Genomic DNA, 14,909 nt, shown 5'->3' with positions numbered 1-14,909 from the left:
CGGAATGCGGAAGATCAGCCTGCCGACTCCGGTTCTGAGAACTCCGACAGTGGACCCCGGTGAGGAGTTCAGCGCCCACCAGGAGGATTCCCTCCTCGACACGTTCGGCCGTCGGGCCCGCGACATGCGCATCTCGCTCACCGACTTCTGCAATCTTCGCTGCAGCTACTGCATGCCCGAAGAAGGCGTCGAGTTCATGTCGCGGGATGCGGCCATGAACGCCGATGAGATCATCCGCTTCGCTCGGATCGGCGTCGAGAAGTTCGGCGTCGACCAGATCAGATTCACCGGCGGCGAACCCCTCACCCGCGCAGATGTCACCGACATCATCGCCGGTGTCGCCGCACTCCGACCCCGCCCGAATATCGCATTGACGACGAATGCCATCGGTCTCGACAAACGTGCCGCGAAGCTGCGCGACGCCGGACTCGACCGGATCAACGTCTCCCTCGACACCGTCGACCCCGACACCTTTGCCACGATCACCCGCAGGCCGTTCCTGCACCGTGTCCTCGAGGGCATCGACGGTGCTCTGGCCGCGGGTCTGGATCCGGTCAAGATCAACGCGGTCCTCCTGCCCGGCGTCAACGACCATCAGGCGCCCGACCTGCTGCACTGGTGCCTGCAGCGCGGGCTGAAGCTGCGATTCATCGAGCAGATGCCCCTCGACGCCGGTCACTCGTGGGAACGGTCGAGCATGATCACCGCCGCTGACATCTTCGCCCTCCTCGAACCGGATTTCGTCCTCACCCCGGATTCGGCTCCGCGAGGCGGTGCCCCGGCGGAGAAGTTCCTCGTCGCCTCCCGTAAGGATCCCGACACGATCCTGGGCGACGTCGGCATCATCGCCTCGGTGACCCGCCCCTTCTGCGCCGACTGCACCCGCACCCGCCTCACCGCCGAAGGCCGCGTCCGCACCTGCCTGTTCTCGCACACCGAGGTTGACCTGCTCACGGCCATGCGCAATGGTGCCGACGACGAGGCCATCGCCAACCTGTGGAAGGGTGCCCACTGGAAGAAGCTCGCAGGCCACGGCATGGATTCCGAGAGCTTCGAACAGCCCCAGCGACCCATGAGCGCCATCGGAGGATAAGTGCCCCAGATCAACGTCCGCCTCTTCGCCGCGGCCCGTGAGGCCTTCGGCACGAAGGAGCTCACCGTTTCCGCCGCGACCCTTGAGGCTCTGGTGGCGTCCCTGACCGACGATGCCGGTCCTCAGGGGAGAACCGTGATCTCGCGATCGAGCTTCCTCGTCAATTCCGTCGCGGCCACGGATCGCGGCCTCGCGCTCGCCGAAGGAGACACAGTCGACGTGCTTCCGCCCTTCGCGGGCGGCTGATTCGCAGTCCCTCAGGGTTGGGAGAGGTACGCAAGATACCCACCCGAGACCGACCTCGCAGCGATCCCCAGTCCCCGCAGCTGTGCGCACGCTCGTGCGGACCTCACACCTGAGCGACAGTAGAGGGCAAGCTCTGTCCCACCTGCGAACCCTGAGGGGTCGGCGAGCAGGACGTCCATCGGCACGTGTTCGGCCCCCGGGACCATCCCAGTGGCCACTTCGTCGTCCTCGCGGATGTCGATGAGGCGAGTTGCGGGCTCGACCTCTGCCCAGGTCATCGTCGGCCGAGCCGTGCCCTCGTCGATCTCCGGTCGGCTGTGCCCAGCGGCTGACGGGGGCTCCCCTGGGGATGAATCGTCCCCGTAGTCGCCGCGGTGGCTTGTCAGCTCGGTGATCGCGACTCGGTCTGGAATGCGGGAGACGGGAATCGTCTCCCAACTCGCGTCGAGGCTGCTGTGAACCGACACCGCGTTGATCAGAGGCGTGCCGATGCCGGTGAGCACTTTGATCGTCTCCATCGCCATGGCCGCCCCGATGCTGCCGCACAGGGCGCCGAGAACCCCGGCAGTGGCACAGTCGGGAACGGAGCCGGGTGCGGGAACGACCGGGTAGAGGTCACGCAGGGTTGCGCCCCGAGCTGAGTCGAAGACAGCAACCTGCCCGTCGAAGCCGAGGATGGTTCCCCAGACCAGCGGCGTGCCGAGGATCTCACAGGCATCATTGACCAAGTAGCGGGTGGCGAAGTTGTCGCTGCCGTCGACGACGATGTCCGCATCGGCGATGAGGTCGAGCGCATTCTCAGCGGTCAGCAGGACCGGGTGGGTGACGATGTCGATCGAGGAGTTGAGCTCGGTGAGCCTCGCCTGCGCCGAATCGACCTTCCGCTGACCGACTGTGGTCTCGGAATGGATGAATTGGCGGTGAAGGTTGGACAGTTCGACGACGTCAGGGTCGACGATACTCAGGTGGCCGATGCCGGCGGCGGCGAGGTAGGTCAGAACCGGTGCACCCAATCCCCCGGCGCCGATGATGAGCACATGGGATCCCAATAGTGTCGACTGGGCCGCGGGGCCGAACCCCTGGAGCCGGATCTGCCGCGCATAGCGTGCGGTGTCCGCGGAGCTGAGAGGGTTTCCTGACATAGTTGCCAGTCTAGTTCTCAGCAGTCGAGGACAGAGATCACGTCCCCGTCTTCGAGGGCGCTGGGAGCACCGGGGACTCTGATGATCACATCGGCGCCCGCGAAGTCGCGCAGACGTGAACGCGGGGCGATCTCGACCTCTCCGTGCGCAGTGAAGCGCCCCGGGGCCAGGGACACACCCTTGCGATGGCCTGCGACGGCGGGACCGGCGAAGACCGCCTTCTTCCACCGCGTGTCCAAGGTCCGACCCGTCAGCAGTGAGACGGCGAAGAGGTGGAACGACAGGAATGCTCCCGTCGGGGTCCCTGGGGAATGCAGCATGGGTACATTGCCGCAGCGGCCGTACCCCTGCGGGCCGCCCGGACGCAGCCCGAGACGTAGAAAGGTCGAGTGGCGGCCTTCGAGCGCCTGCCGGACGACTTCGAAGGCACCGGCGCTGATCCCGCCGGTGGTGATGATCAGGTCGACCTGTCCGGCGAGGTCGTCGAGGATCTGCAGCAGGTCATTCGGATCGTCACCGCATCCGCGTTCGAGCGGGACGGCTCCAGCCTGCCTGAGTGCCGACGCGAGCATCGGCAGATTCGAATTGTGGATGAACGGTCCGGAACCTGCCTTCGCCGAGGCGGTCGCGTCGGTGCGCAGCTCATCGCCAGTGACGATGATCCCGACGGTCAGGGGCCGCTGCACGCTGATTTCGGTGCGGCCGAGCATTGCGAGCGTGCCGACTCCAGCGGCGGTGATGGTCTTGCCGGCAGTGATCACGGTGTCCCCGACCTGGGTGTCCTCCCCCACGTGCCGGATGTTCCAGCCCGAGCGCAGACGGTCAGGAAGACCGGTGACGACGAGGTGGTCGGGCGCAGCTCCTGTGCGGGAGGCATCAGTGAATTCGACGGGAACGACCGCCTCGGCGGCGTTGGGGACTTGGGCCCCGGTCATCACCCGCACTGCGGTCCCGGGCAGGATGTCCACGGTTGCGCCCCCTGCCGGGACGTCTCCGGTGACGCTGATCCGCACGCCCGCCCGGGCGCGGGTGAGCGCCTGCACGTCGAGGGCGTATCCGTCCATCGCCGAAGTCGCGAACGCCGGCAGCGCAACGTCGGCGATGACGTCCTCGGCCGCAGTGCGCCCGATCGCCTCATCCGTGCCCACGACCATGCCGGTGCGCTGCGGGGCGGAGCCCGCGATGAGCTCGCAGTATTCCTCAGGTTCCACTGACATCCTTTCGCCTGCCTCAGATCCTACGGGGCGCCACCGGCTGCCGACGACGTTCTCGGACTGCGGTGCTCTAGAGTGTGCATCGTGGACACGCACTCTCAACTCGAGCCCGCACCTCGCCGCTTCTCCGTGGTGTCGTGGCCCGGCCTCGCAGCGGTGCTGCTGGCACTGTCGGCTTTCGTCCTCTTCGGCCTCGGCACGACGTTCCCCGAGGTGAGAGCCTTCGGCTACATGCCGATGATCGCTTCGGTCATCATCGCATGGATGACCGATCGCGTCTTAGCCCGCGACCTCAGCGTCATCGCTGGCTGCCTCGGGCTCATCTCGTCCATCTCGGTCGAGGCCGACATTTCGTGGGCCAACATCGCGCGTATGGGCCTCGTGCTCAGCACCGTGGTCATCGGACCGTGGCTGATCACCCGGTACTGGTTCCACGATCGGACCATCGTCTTCCCGCTCCGGCGCGGACAGAGATGGTCGCGGCTCGAATGGGCATGGCTGGCCTTCGTGATCGTCGTCGCCTGGCTCATCCTCCCCCAGTACTTCATGCGCACGGGGGTCTACCTCAACTGGCCGCCGGTGACCCACTGGGACGAGATCATCCGTCTCTTCTTCGGAGTCAACGCCGTCGGGATCTGGGATGAGCTGTTCTTCATCTGCACGGTCTTCGCTCTGCTGCGCAAACACTTCCAATTCTGGACGGCCAACATCATCACCTCGGTGATCTTCGTGTCATTCCTCTGGGAGTTGGGATATCGGTCGATCGGCCCGTTGCTGACGATCCCGTTCGCTCTCGTCCAGGCATTCATCTTCACACGCACGAAGTCCCTGCCCTACACGGTGACCGTGCACCTCCTCTTCGACGCACTGGTCTTCCTTACGATCGTCCACGCCCATCATCCCGAGGCACTGCCGATATTCTTCGGAATCTGAAGGCACCTCAGCTGACCGGTGGGCCACATGTGCACACTGTTCACGGCAGCGCGCGACATCCAGACGAAACGCCCCCCATTCACACGAGGTGAATGAGGGCGTTCGATCTACGCAACTCAAGAGAGCCTGCGCAACTCAAGTGAGTCTGTGCGACTCAAGTGAGCCTGTGTGGCGTCAGCGGATTCCGCGCAGAGCCTTGAGCATCGGCTTGGTCAGGGTCAGTGCCAGCAGGCCGAGAACGATCGATGCTGCCCCGATGGACGACCAGTACGGTGTCTGGTTGTCCGCGGAGTAGTATCCGCCGAGCACACCGGACAACGCGGTTCCGACGCCCGAGGAGAGGAAGAACACCGCGATCATCTGTGACTGGAAGACCTTCGGCGCGACCTTCGAGGAGAAGGACAGGCCGATCGGCGAGATGAGCAGTTCGGCGAAGACGAAGAGCAACAGGATGAGAGCCACCCACAGCAGCGGTGTCGAGTGCGCCTCGCCATTCGCGAACGGAAGGAACAGGAGGAACGCGATGCCGATCAGGATGAGTGCGAGCCCCGCCTTGACCGGGGTCGAGATCTGCCGTGGCCCCAACTTCATCCAGATGGTGGAGAAGACCGGTGCGAAGGCGATGACGAAGATCGCCGGAATCAGCTGAACCCAGCTGATCGGCATCTCCCAGCCGAAGATCTCGCGATTCATCTGCGTATCCGAATACGCGGTGATGGTACCGAAGATCTGCTGATACAGGGACCAGAACACGACGCTGGTGACGAAGAACGGGATGAATGCCGCCACGCGTGAACGCTCATCGGCAGAGGTCTGCGGGCTCGTGCTCATGACGATGAAGTAGCAGATCGCAGCGCCGGCGGAGATGCCGGCGATCCACCAGTCGAGGTTGTCGGGGTTGACGACCCCGGTCATCCACAGCACCACGATGATGATCACTGCGACGACGATGGCCAGCAGGAACAGGACGAGCTTGGATCCGGGCAGAGGGTTGACCGCGCCGCGTGCCTCGTCGGGCAGCTTCTTCCGACCTGTGGCGTAGATGATGAGGCCCAGCGCCATGCCGACAGCGGCGGCGCCGAAGCCGACGTGGAAGCCGATGCTGTCCTGCAGCAGGCCGGTGATCAGCGGACCGAGGAAAGCACCGAGGTTGACGCCCATGTAGAAGAGGGTGAAGCCTGCGTCCCGACGGGGGTCCTTCTCCTCGTAGAGCTCTCCGACCAGCGCGGAGGCATTGGCCTTCAGTCCGCCGGAGCCGAGGGCGACGAGAATGAGTCCGGCGGCGACTCCGCCATAACCGGGCACCAGTGCTAGGCAGATGTGTCCGACCATGATGATGATCGCCGAGTAGAAGAGAACCTTCTCCGGGCCCAGCAGCCTGTCGGCGACCCAGGCGCCGAGGATCGTGGCGAGGAAGACTGCGCCGCCGTAGGCGCCGACGATTCCGATCGCAGTCGGCTGCGGCATGGCCAGGCCGCCGTCGGAGACCTGGAAGTACAGGTAGAGGACCAGGATGCCGTTCATGCCGTAGTAGGAGAACCGTTCCCACAGTTCCAGGCTGAACAGCTGCATGAGCGGAAGCGGGTGCCCGAAGAAGCGGGTGTCGTTCCGCACGGCCTCGGTCGTCGAGGTGCTTGATGACATATCGTGCTTTCCGTAGTGCGGTGCAAACGCGCGAATCGCTGCGCGTTTCACTGTGAACAAGCGGCAATGCTACTCTCCGACATGCCTCAGGTCACACGCTGGCAATGCTGGGACGCTGCGTCCCAGAACGCGGAAACTACGAGTGAACCAGGTCTCTTTTTCGGGCGCTGTCGCCGACGAGGAGGTTGAGCAGGCCGGCCAGGAGGACGATCGCGGCAGCCGCCATCGGGACAGCCATTGCGGCTGAGGTCCCGTCCGCCTCGGCGAGGATTCCGTTGACTGCCGATGCCACTGACTGCCCGACGATGATCGCGGATCCGGCCATCGACATGACGGTGGCCGATCGCCCCAGCGGACTGCGCTCGGCGGCGAGGCTGAACAGCGTCACGAGGGTCGGACCGACTGCGCAGCCCATCAGCAGCAGCGCGACGATGACCAGCGGCATCGATTCGCTGCACGAGAGCAGGATCGCGCCGATGACCATCAGCGGTGCGAAGCACAGCCAGCGGGCCCAGAGCCGGAAGCGCGGTGAGAACAGGGCGACGGAGATCGCGAGGATGGCGGAGCCGATGCCCATGACTCCGTAGACGAGTCCGGCCTCCTCCGCCCGCCCGATGTCATTCATCAGTGCGGTCAGTGCAGTCAGGGTGGAGCCGAAGACGAGACCGATGCCGAAGACCCCGAAGACGATGACGAGCACTCCGAATGTGAACAGGTCCTTGGCGGGGCCCTGCACCCGCGGTCCCGCCGATGAGGTCGACTGTGCGCGGCCGCTGGGATGGAGTGCGAACGAGGTGACGAACACGAGGGTCATGATGACGGCGCCGATGATGGGGGCGACCGGATGGAGCGTGGTGGCGAGGAGGCCGACGATGACGGGCCCGAAGACGAAGACGAACTCGTCTGCGGCCGACTCGTAGGCCATCGTCGAGTTGAGCGTCTTGGGCTGACGCGGCCCCTGCAGACGGGTCATGATGATCTCGACGAGACGCGATCGGGACATCGGTGCCACCTGCGGCGCTGTGGCTCCGATCGCGAACGCTGCGATGAGCACGATCGCGTCGGGCAGAGGACTGTAGACGACCCACGCCATGAAGATCAGAGCCGCACAGTTGAGCAGTCCGATGGTCAGCAGCACGATCCGCTGCCCCCAGCGGTCTGCGGCCGCGCCGATGAATGATCCGAACAGGGCTGTGCCGAGTCCGACCATGGCCGAATTGATGCCGCCGAGGCTGAGCGATCCACGTCCGGCGACGACGAGGGTGAGCACGCCGATGACGACCATGGCATAGGGCAGGCGTGCCATGAAGGCGATGGGAAAGTAGGTGCGTCCGACGACGGAGAACAGCGTCGGGGCTGCACTCGCGTCGCTGTGGGTGCGGGTGCTGGTCTGAGAACTCGACATACCAATCCAGTTTCTGCCCCGCCGGATGCGCGGGGATCCGTGCCGCCGTGGTGACCTGGATCAAATCACTCGGTAGATGCACACTTCTGCTGACATACGCCGTCTGGCGCTGTCTCCAGGCTACCGGTTCCAGCGGCGCAGGACGAGGCCCTTCGGGGCTGGCGCGGATTGAGCTTCCTCACGTCCGCGACTCAGAAAGAATGCAGATCGGCCTGCAATGATGAAGCCATGAACTTCCTCTCTCGAGTTGTCGTCAACGCCTGTGCGATCTGGGTCGCGGCGTGGATCCTGCCCGGCGTCGAGATTGCAGGAAACCGCGTCGTCGAGGACCAGACCGGGCCGATTCCCGCGATGATCATCTCCTACCTCGTCGTCGGGCTGATCTTCGGCCTCGCCAACGCGTTCATCAAACCGATCCTCAGCTTCGTCTCCGCTCCGATCACGTGCCTGACGCTGGGACTGTTTTCCGTCGTCATCAACGCGGTGATGCTGGCACTGACGAGTTGGCTCTCCGGTTTCACACCGTTCGTCTTCACCATCGACTCGTTCTTCTTCTCGGCGATCCTCGCGGCTGTCATCGTCTCGATCGTGTCTGCCCTCCTGGGCTGGCTGGTCCCGGAGAAGAGGGCTCAACGCGACTGAGACGATCGCTCGGATCGACCGACATCATCAGGCGTGGCCCGACTCCGGAATCTTCTCTACGAGATGTAGACTGGACCGCAGTGTGTCAGTCAGGACCCCATTGACCGTCGGAGGAGACCATGTCCAATACCGCCACGAAGAGAGTGCGGAATTCAGCCTCATTCGCTGATGTCATCATCTTCATCATCTCGTTCGCCATGTTCGTGTTCGGCATCTACCTGTTCGGTACCGCCATGGGCACTCCCGAGGGAACCGAGTTCTGGGTCTTCTGGGGCGGTCTGCTCTCTGCTGGACTCTCATTCCTCGTCCCGATGATCTATCACTGGCTCCGCGACCACAGAGAGTGATCGACAGAGACTGACGAAAGAGGGCCGATGCGTTGAATCGCATCGGCCCTCTTCTGTCTGCCCAGTCTGATCTGTCTGACGAGTCCATCCCGAGGAGGCCGTCGACGGGTCCGGCTTAATCCCGGCCGGAGCAGAAATCCATGATCGCGAAGGCGGCTTCGTCGGGCCGCTCATAGTGCACCAGGTGCCCCACTCCTCCCAGCTCGACGAATTTGACCTCCGCGAGGCCGGAGACGAAGGCCCGTGTCACGGCGATCGGCGCGATCGCGTCCCGATCCCCGGCGACCACGAGCATGGGCATGCACAGCCGGTCGGCGACCTCGGTGACGGTGTGTGCGACCGAGACATCGAAGGCCTCGGCCAGGGACGTCCGATCGGAGAACGTCGAGAAGTACTTCGCATGCTGATCATGGATATATCGGCGCAGACCCCGATCGCCGGTCGTCGCCATGACCTCGCTCATGGCTCTGACGATGAGGGGATTGGCCAGCAGCTGGTGACCGATGGATTCAGGCAGCCGCGCCCCGAGGCCGTAGTAGATGCGCGTCAGAGAGGTGAGGAACTTCGCCGGTCCCTCAAGTGCGGGTGAGGTGATCGGGTTGATGAGGATGAGCTCGGGGGCAGTCTCGGGCCGACGCGCGGCCAGGTGCGAGACGAGGATCGAACCGAAGGAATGACCGAGCACGATCGGCGGCTTCTCCCACCGTCGGGCCACCTCGGCGATCAGGGCATCGAGATGATCGCAGTAGCCGTCGAGAGTCAGACCATCGCGAAGCGGAAGGGTCTGCCCGAAGCCCGGCAGGTCCCCAACGATGACATCGCGATCGCGCACGGCGGCCGCGATGCGATCCATCCCGTGATGGTCCCCCCGGAACCCGTGGATCATGAGAAGGGGCCGTGCCGATGCCGGTACTGCCTGAGCAGGCGCGGGATGGAGCCAGACCGCGGTCGGGTGGCCCGCGACGCTCAGATCGATGCGATGGGATGTTCGGCCGGGAACTGCGGTCATTCAGCGGAGCCGGAGCGCCGGGGAACGACGACGACCGGGACCGGAAGCACACGCAGCAGACGTCGCGCACGTGCACCGAGGAAGACGCGTCCGCCTCGCCCCAGACGGCTTGACCCGATGAAGGCCAGCTCCCCCGGGCGCCAGTCGACGTTGTCGGCTGCTTCCTCGATATCGGCGCCCGCCTGCGATTTCACTGCGGCCCGGCCGGTCTTGAACATGTCCGCTGCCCGGGCAGCGAGCACTGCGCCGCCGTACTCTTCGGCGAACTCGGTGATCTCAGAGACCTCGTCGTCGGCCAGCCCGTCATTCTCAATCAGAGACAGCAGACGCAGGTCCACGTCGAGGGCGGCAGCCGATCGTACGGCAGCACCGATGAGCGTCGCTGCACCGGGTCGAGCACCGAAGAGGGTCGTGACCCGAGAAATCGGACCGATGTCCGAATTGCCGGACGGCGCGAGGACGATGGGAACCTCCGATGCGTGCAGCAGCGAAGTGGCGACGGTGCCGATCCGGAACTGACGCATGAGTGTTGTGGCGCGCGCTCCGATGACGATGCCCAGAGCACCCTCGGCGGCGGCGACCTCCATGAGGCCCTTGGACTCATTGGACGATGTGTGGATGACTCCGCGAGCCGAGACGTCGTCGGGTATGAGAGCGAGGGCCTCCTCGAGCCAGTCATCGAGCTGCTGGGCGACGATGCCGGTGCCATCCTGCGGGATCGCATTGCCAGCGGTGAATGTGGAAGCCTCGGGCCGAACGATCGTGACGACGAGTTCGATCTCAACCGACCTGGCGATTGAAATGGCCAGGGCGATGGCGTCGCGTCCGCGATCCGTGGCGATGTAGCCGACGACCAGTCGGCGGGATGTGTCAGCTGCCTGTGTCATAAGTCTTCTCCCAGCACGTAGCGAGTCTGAGTCGATTCTACGTTGGTCGGCCCGGCATCTTCGACCTCCGCGCCGAAATTGCCACGCACCCGTCGCTGCACGCCCGGTTCGCGGTCCGTTCGCGTGTACCGACTCACCGTTCATGAGCACTGCCGCGCCGTAGTGAAGAATAAAGTTCAAAAAGAATGAACAGAACTCCCACGCAATTCTTCATTTGTGATAACTTTGACAGTGCAATTACGGATTCGCATAAACACCCACAATTGCACATTCCACAGTGAGCGTTGACGCCGCTCCCACGAGATCCATTGCTAAGAAAGGAGCGCAGACTCCATGATGAATATTCAGATCACTTCCATCGACTTTCCCTACTGCTGGAACGGAGACACTGCCTGCCTGACTGGCGGACAAGGACTCGTCGGCTGAATTCCAGCCGCATCTCTCGTCTGTTTCCACCGGTCTTCCGAACACCGGTTTGCTCTGACTGCACGATCGCAGCACTGCCCTGACGCAATGACGCCACCGTCGGCGTTCATCGTCCTCAGGCACAGCTGATGCCCGTCTCGTCGCAGCCGAACGGGGCCGTATCCTGCAGTGTCGAATTCAATTGACCTCTATTCAGTTGAATTCCATTCAAGAGGGTTGCTTTCATTCGAAGCACTGCGTTTATTAGCGACGCATTCTTTCGAATCATTTCACTAATCGCCATTCGGGGATATTCCCTGCCCGAAAACAGTGAGGAATCATTGTGTCCACGTTGTTTCCACTCCCATATCCACGGCGCCTGGCACTGTCTGCCGGAATGACGCTCGTACGTTGGGCTCGCCAACCGGAGAGGACTGCTGTGCGCCGACGCCGGAATTCCGACGCCCATCGCCGTGCTCGAATCAGCAGGCACCTCCGCGAGGAGCGACTGGCCCAGACACGCGAACGGGACGTCGCACGCTATCTCAGTCAGATCAGGCCAATGATCTGAGACGCCCCACAGCCCGGTTGGAGAGCGGCGGAAAGTCGAACCGTCGCCCTCCGACCCGACTGTGGCCAGGGTCACTCTGTGCCGATTTGTCGTCCCGGCAGGTCGTGAGTAATATTGATCGAGCAAGCGGGGGTATGGCGCAGTTGGTAGCGCGTCTCCATGGCATGGAGAAGGTCAGGGGTTCGAATCCCCTTACCTCCACCGCACGAAGAGCCCGGACTCATTGAGTCCGGGCTCTTTTCGCATATCTGCCCGCCTGGCTGGCGGTCGCTGCCGGTCGCTGCCGGTCAGCGCCGCTCAGCGTAGGGCGGTCGACGCGTGCTCGGCTTCAAGCTGGAGGAGAGCGCGTTTCTTGTCCTCTCCCCATGCATAGCCCGTGAGCGCACCGTTGGCTCCGACCACTCGGTGGCAGGGCACGATGATGCTGATCGGATTCCTGCCGTTGGCTGCACCGACTGCACGTGCCGCGCTCGGCCGATTGATCCATCCGGCGAGTTCGCCGTAGCCGGCGGTGGCTCCATAGGGGATCGTTGTCAGTGCCTGCCAGACCTGACGTTGGAACTCGGTGCCCCGCGGTGCCAGTGGAACGTCGAATTCGGTTCGCGAGCCTGCGAAGTACTCCCCCAGCTGCTCTTTTGCCATTCTCAGCACGTCTGTTTCATCGTCGGCATGCAGGTCGGGGCCGTGCTCAGCGTGCAGCCGTTCGATGATCTCGGTGAAGTCATCGACGTAGAGTCCGGTCAGCGCCTGGCCATCAGAGGTGAGGACGATCTCTCCGATGGGCGAGTCAAAGGTCGAATAGGTCGCCGGGGTGCTCGGTGCGGTGAGCTTCATGGTGTCGTTGTTCCTCATCTGCGGTGGGTGGCTGTCTGTCGGTCGGTGCAGAGCTGTCGATGTCATCATCAGTGATCCTCAGGTTTCGTGTGTGCCGTCTCCGTGCTCGCATGGTGGGCCCAGAGGAGATGGGTGAGATAGGAGCGCCAGGGACGGCACCTGGTTGCGATCGCCTCCCACTGCCCTGCAGGCTTACCGCCGGTCGAATCGCTGTCCAGGTCCGCCATTGCCTTCTTCACCCCGAGGTCGGTGCTCATCCAGACGTCCGGGTCGCCGAGGGCGCGCATGCGGATATAGCCGAGGCTCCACGGTCCGATCCCCGGCAGCCCGAGCAACGCTGCACTCGACGCCTCACGGTCGCTGCCGGGTCCCAGGTCGACCGACCCGTCGTCGAGGGCCGAGGCGAGGGACCGGATGGTCGCGATGCGCCGACCCGGCAGCGCCCAAGACTCATCGGGGACAGCCGCGACCACCGCGGCGGTGGGGAACACACGATCGACGGCACCTACTCTCAGCTCGGTCGGAAGGTTCTCGCCGAAGCCGTCGACGAGACGATTGAGGTGGGTCCGGGCAGCCCCGATCGAGATCTGCTGTCCCAACACCGTGCGGATCGCGAGTTCGACGGGGTCTGCGGTACCCGGGGATCTCAGTCCCGGGTGCCCAGCGACGAGGTCGGCGAGGCCCGCCTCTGCCAGTGTCGAGTGCACGGCTGCGGGATCGGCGTCGAGATCGAGGATGCGCCGGGCTCTGGCCACGGCGCTTCCCAGGTCGCGGGTGTCGGCAAGTCGGAGCCGACAGTCGATGAAGTCCCCGTCGCCCTGGGTCAAGGTCATGACCGCAGGCCCGTGGGCCAACGGGAGGGAGCGTGTGTAGTGACCGGACCCGACCTCCTCGACGCCGGTGATCGCCCGGGCTCCGAAATACCGGAACAGTCGATCGAGGTCCAACGGCGGACGGTAGGCCAGGCGGACGGTGAGGTCGTCGGCCCCGGCGGGAGGGGCCCCACCCGAGCGCAGGTTTCGCGGAGCCGTCGAATACACGGCTCGGAAGGTGTCGTTGAATTGGCGGACGCTGGAGAATCCGGCGGCGAAGGCGATCTCGCTCATGCTCAGCGCTGTCGATTCGACGAGGATCCTCGCCGTTCGAACCCGTTCGGTGCGGGCGATAGCCAAAGGACCCGCGCCGACTTCCGCCTGCATCACGCGGCCCAGCTGGCGGGTGCTGTAACCCAGCTCCGACGCGAGCCCGGGTACCCCGCTGCGGTCGACGACCCCGTCGCGGATGAGCCGAATGGCCCGCGCCGTCACGTCGGCGCGCACATCCCATTCCGGAGAATTCGGGCTCGCGTCGGGTCGGCACTTCCGGCAGGCTCGGTAGCCTGCTTCGGCGGCAGCGGCTGCTGTGGGGAAGAAGTCCACGTTCTTGCGCAGCGGAGTCCTAGCGGGGCATGAGGGACGGCAGAAGATTCCCGTCGTGCGGACTGCAGTGAAGAACATGCCGTCGAATCGACGATCTCGACTCGACACTGCCTGATAGCACTGGTCCGCTGTGAACATATGTCCATTCTGCCTCCATGCGCCGACCAATACTAGCGGTATTCGGACATGGCAGTGTCAGGCGAGATCAACGCGGTGCGATCAGCCGAACGCAACGGACAAGGATGACCATGACGAGCAGTTCGACCAGGGTCTGCGCGACGACGACGGCCGGGCCGACGCCATCCGGGGTGATTGCGCGCACGATCGGCAGCATGACGAGTGAGTTCCGGGTCACCCCGGTGAAGATCAGCGCCCGGGCGTCGGCTGTGCCAAGGTTCAGTGCCCGTGATCCTGCCCAGCCGAGCCCGGTCATGATCACGGCGAAGAGGACGAACACGGTCATCGCCAGGCCCAGTTCGCGAAGGCGTCCGGAGATCACCGGAGTCACTGCCGCGGCGATCACCGCCAAGGTGAGCATCATCAGCGCGACCATCGAATCCGCGGCGAAGGAGGCGCTTCGGCGAACCCTGCCCACCGACCTGGAGAGGACCCTGATGAGGAGTGCTGCGAGCAACGGAAGGACGATGAAGAGGACCAATGCTGTGAGGAACGGCTCCGGATCCAGGCTCTCCGCGACGCTGCCGCCGATGATCATCCACAGGTAGAGGGGCAGCAGGACGATCTGGGCGAGCATGAGCACCGGAGTCAGCACAAGCAGGCGGTCGTGGGCTCCCCCAGCCAGTTTGGTGAACACGAGGACGTAGTCGATGCAGGGGCTCAGCAGGACGATGAGAGCCGGCACGGTGAGACTCGCGTCGAGGGGAATGAGACGGTGGAGGCCCGCCACGACGAGCGGTACGACGACGAAGTTGAGCCCGAGGACTGCGAGTAGGAATTTCGGCTCGGCGAAGGCCTGCCGCATCCGCTCGAAGGGAACATCGAGGAAGGTCACGAACAGGAGCGCGATGAGACATGCGGTGATCGCCGCAGATGCGATGTCCGATGCGACGGGCAGACCGGTTCCGATGAGGGCGCCGGCGACGATGGCGCTCAGATAGT

General features: G+C 64.3%; 14 protein-coding genes and 1 tRNA gene. 6 read left to right on the top strand and 9 right to left on the bottom strand.

From position 1 onward, the window contains the following. The first annotated feature begins 4 nt into the window (after nt 1-4). Both moaA and MPN20_RS00655 read left to right on the top strand, forming a co-directional pair. The gene (gene moaA / locus MPN20_RS00660) at nt 5-1,093 is read left to right on the top strand and encodes a GTP 3',8-cyclase MoaA (RefSeq protein ID WP_242778240.1); all 1,089 of its coding nucleotides are present in this window, start codon (nt 5-7) and stop codon (nt 1,091-1,093) included. Continuing rightward, the gene (locus MPN20_RS00655; protein ID WP_242778122.1) at nt 1,094-1,339 is read left to right on the top strand and encodes a MoaD/ThiS family protein; all 246 of its coding nucleotides are present in this window, start codon (nt 1,094-1,096) and stop codon (nt 1,337-1,339) included. Between the two features lie 11 nt (nt 1,340-1,350). Here the strand turns inward: MPN20_RS00655 and MPN20_RS00650 are convergent, their stop codons facing one another. Both MPN20_RS00650 and MPN20_RS00645 read right to left on the bottom strand, forming a co-directional pair. Continuing rightward, on the bottom strand, nt 1,351-2,481 hold the full coding sequence (locus tag MPN20_RS00650; RefSeq protein ID WP_242778119.1) for a ThiF family adenylyltransferase: 1,131 nt from the start codon (nt 2,479-2,481) through the stop codon (nt 1,351-1,353). Between the two features lie 17 nt (nt 2,482-2,498). Further along, nucleotides 2,499-3,698 (bottom strand): molybdopterin molybdotransferase MoeA, encoded by a 1,200-nt coding sequence (locus tag MPN20_RS00645; RefSeq protein ID WP_242778116.1) that lies wholly within the window; start codon nt 3,696-3,698, stop codon nt 2,499-2,501. A gap of 81 nt (nt 3,699-3,779) precedes the next feature. Here MPN20_RS00645 and MPN20_RS00640 point away from each other — a divergent pair, with 81 nt between their 5' ends. Further along, the gene (locus MPN20_RS00640) at nt 3,780-4,628 is read left to right on the top strand and encodes a CPBP family intramembrane glutamic endopeptidase (protein WP_242778113.1); all 849 of its coding nucleotides are present in this window, start codon (nt 3,780-3,782) and stop codon (nt 4,626-4,628) included. Between the two features lie 174 nt (nt 4,629-4,802). On the opposite strand, the gene MPN20_RS00635 is transcribed toward MPN20_RS00640, so the two are convergent. Together MPN20_RS00635 and MPN20_RS00630 are read right to left on the bottom strand one after the other, a co-directional pair. After that, the gene (locus MPN20_RS00635; protein WP_242778237.1) at nt 4,803-6,272 is read right to left on the bottom strand and encodes an oligopeptide:H+ symporter; all 1,470 of its coding nucleotides are present in this window, start codon (nt 6,270-6,272) and stop codon (nt 4,803-4,805) included. A gap of 136 nt (nt 6,273-6,408) precedes the next feature. Then, entirely contained in the window at nt 6,409-7,677 is a 1,269-nt protein-coding gene (locus tag MPN20_RS00630; RefSeq protein ID WP_242778110.1) for an MFS transporter, read from the bottom strand. 228 nt (nt 7,678-7,905) lie between these two features. Between MPN20_RS00630 and MPN20_RS00625 the strand changes: the two genes are divergently transcribed. Both MPN20_RS00625 and MPN20_RS00620 read left to right on the top strand, forming a co-directional pair. Further along, entirely contained in the window at nt 7,906-8,319 is a 414-nt protein-coding gene (locus tag MPN20_RS00625) for a phage holin family protein (RefSeq protein WP_242778107.1), read from the top strand. A 119-nt stretch (nt 8,320-8,438) separates the two neighbouring features. Continuing rightward, a complete protein-coding gene (locus tag MPN20_RS00620) occupies nt 8,439-8,666 on the top strand; it encodes a hypothetical protein (RefSeq protein WP_242778104.1) in 228 nt (75 codons plus the stop codon). Between the two features lie 115 nt (nt 8,667-8,781). Here the strand turns inward: MPN20_RS00620 and MPN20_RS00615 are convergent, their stop codons facing one another. After that, nucleotides 8,782-9,675, bottom strand: a complete 894-nt coding sequence (locus tag MPN20_RS00615; RefSeq protein ID WP_242778101.1) for an alpha/beta hydrolase — start codon at nt 9,673-9,675, stop codon at nt 8,782-8,784. Beyond that, entirely contained in the window at nt 9,672-10,562 is an 891-nt protein-coding gene (locus MPN20_RS00610) for a universal stress protein (RefSeq protein ID WP_242778098.1), read from the bottom strand. Before MPN20_RS00610 ends, MPN20_RS00615 begins: the two co-directional genes overlap by 4 nt. 1,104 nt (nt 10,563-11,666) lie before the next feature. Here MPN20_RS00610 and MPN20_RS00605 point away from each other — a divergent pair. Further along, nucleotides 11,667-11,739: transfer RNA gene (locus MPN20_RS00605), tRNA-Ala, on the top strand. 96 nt (nt 11,740-11,835) lie between these two features. Here MPN20_RS00605 and MPN20_RS00600 read toward each other — a convergent pair. From MPN20_RS00600 to MPN20_RS00590, 3 genes are all read right to left on the bottom strand, one after another. After that, nucleotides 11,836-12,441: a methylated-DNA--[protein]-cysteine S-methyltransferase gene (locus MPN20_RS00600; protein ID WP_347566780.1), complete on the bottom strand. Its 606-nt coding sequence runs from the start codon at nt 12,439-12,441 to the stop codon at nt 11,836-11,838. Next, complete coding sequence (locus MPN20_RS00595) at nt 12,441-13,928, bottom strand: AlkA N-terminal domain-containing protein (RefSeq protein ID WP_242778096.1); 1,488 nt, start codon at nt 13,926-13,928, stop codon at nt 12,441-12,443. The genes MPN20_RS00600 and MPN20_RS00595 overlap by 1 nt, the downstream gene beginning before the upstream one ends. Nucleotides 13,929-13,995: 67 nt before the next feature. Then, nucleotides 13,996-14,895 (bottom strand): bile acid:sodium symporter, encoded by a 900-nt coding sequence (locus tag MPN20_RS00590; protein ID WP_242778231.1) that lies wholly within the window; start codon nt 14,893-14,895, stop codon nt 13,996-13,998. Between the last annotated feature and the right edge of the window lie 14 nt (nt 14,896-14,909).

The organism is Brevibacterium sp. ZH18 (assembly GCF_022748595.1).
Lineage (GTDB): Bacteria > Actinomycetota > Actinomycetes > Actinomycetales > Brevibacteriaceae > Brevibacterium.
Note: the sequence above shows the minus strand (reverse complement) of the source record. Positions and strands in the feature narration are given on the sequence as shown.

Bases quoted from the DNA above. Each gene is read 5' to 3' on its own strand.
- moaA (WP_242778240.1), top strand. From the start codon at position 5: ATGCGGAAGATCAGCCTGCCGACTCCGGTTCTGAGAACTCCGACAGTG.
- MPN20_RS00650 (WP_242778119.1), bottom strand. From the start codon at position 2,481: ATGTCAGGAAACCCTCTCAGCTCCGCGGACACCGCACGCTATGCGCGG.
- MPN20_RS00645 (WP_242778116.1), bottom strand. From the start codon at position 3,698: ATGTCAGTGGAACCTGAGGAATACTGCGAGCTCATCGCGGGCTCCGCC.
- MPN20_RS00635 (WP_242778237.1), bottom strand. From the start codon at position 6,272: ATGTCATCAAGCACCTCGACGACCGAGGCCGTGCGGAACGACACCCGC.
- MPN20_RS00630 (WP_242778110.1), bottom strand. From the start codon at position 7,677: ATGTCGAGTTCTCAGACCAGCACCCGCACCCACAGCGACGCGAGTGCA.
- MPN20_RS00625 (WP_242778107.1), top strand. From the start codon at position 7,906: ATGAACTTCCTCTCTCGAGTTGTCGTCAACGCCTGTGCGATCTGGGTC.
- MPN20_RS00620 (WP_242778104.1), top strand. From the start codon at position 8,439: ATGTCCAATACCGCCACGAAGAGAGTGCGGAATTCAGCCTCATTCGCT.
- MPN20_RS00615 (WP_242778101.1), bottom strand. From the start codon at position 9,675: ATGACCGCAGTTCCCGGCCGAACATCCCATCGCATCGATCTGAGCGTC.
- MPN20_RS00610 (WP_242778098.1), bottom strand. From the start codon at position 10,562: ATGACACAGGCAGCTGACACATCCCGCCGACTGGTCGTCGGCTACATC.
- MPN20_RS00600 (WP_347566780.1), bottom strand. From the start codon at position 12,441: ATGATGACATCGACAGCTCTGCACCGACCGACAGACAGCCACCCACCG.
- MPN20_RS00595 (WP_242778096.1), bottom strand. From the start codon at position 13,928: ATGTTCACAGCGGACCAGTGCTATCAGGCAGTGTCGAGTCGAGATCGT.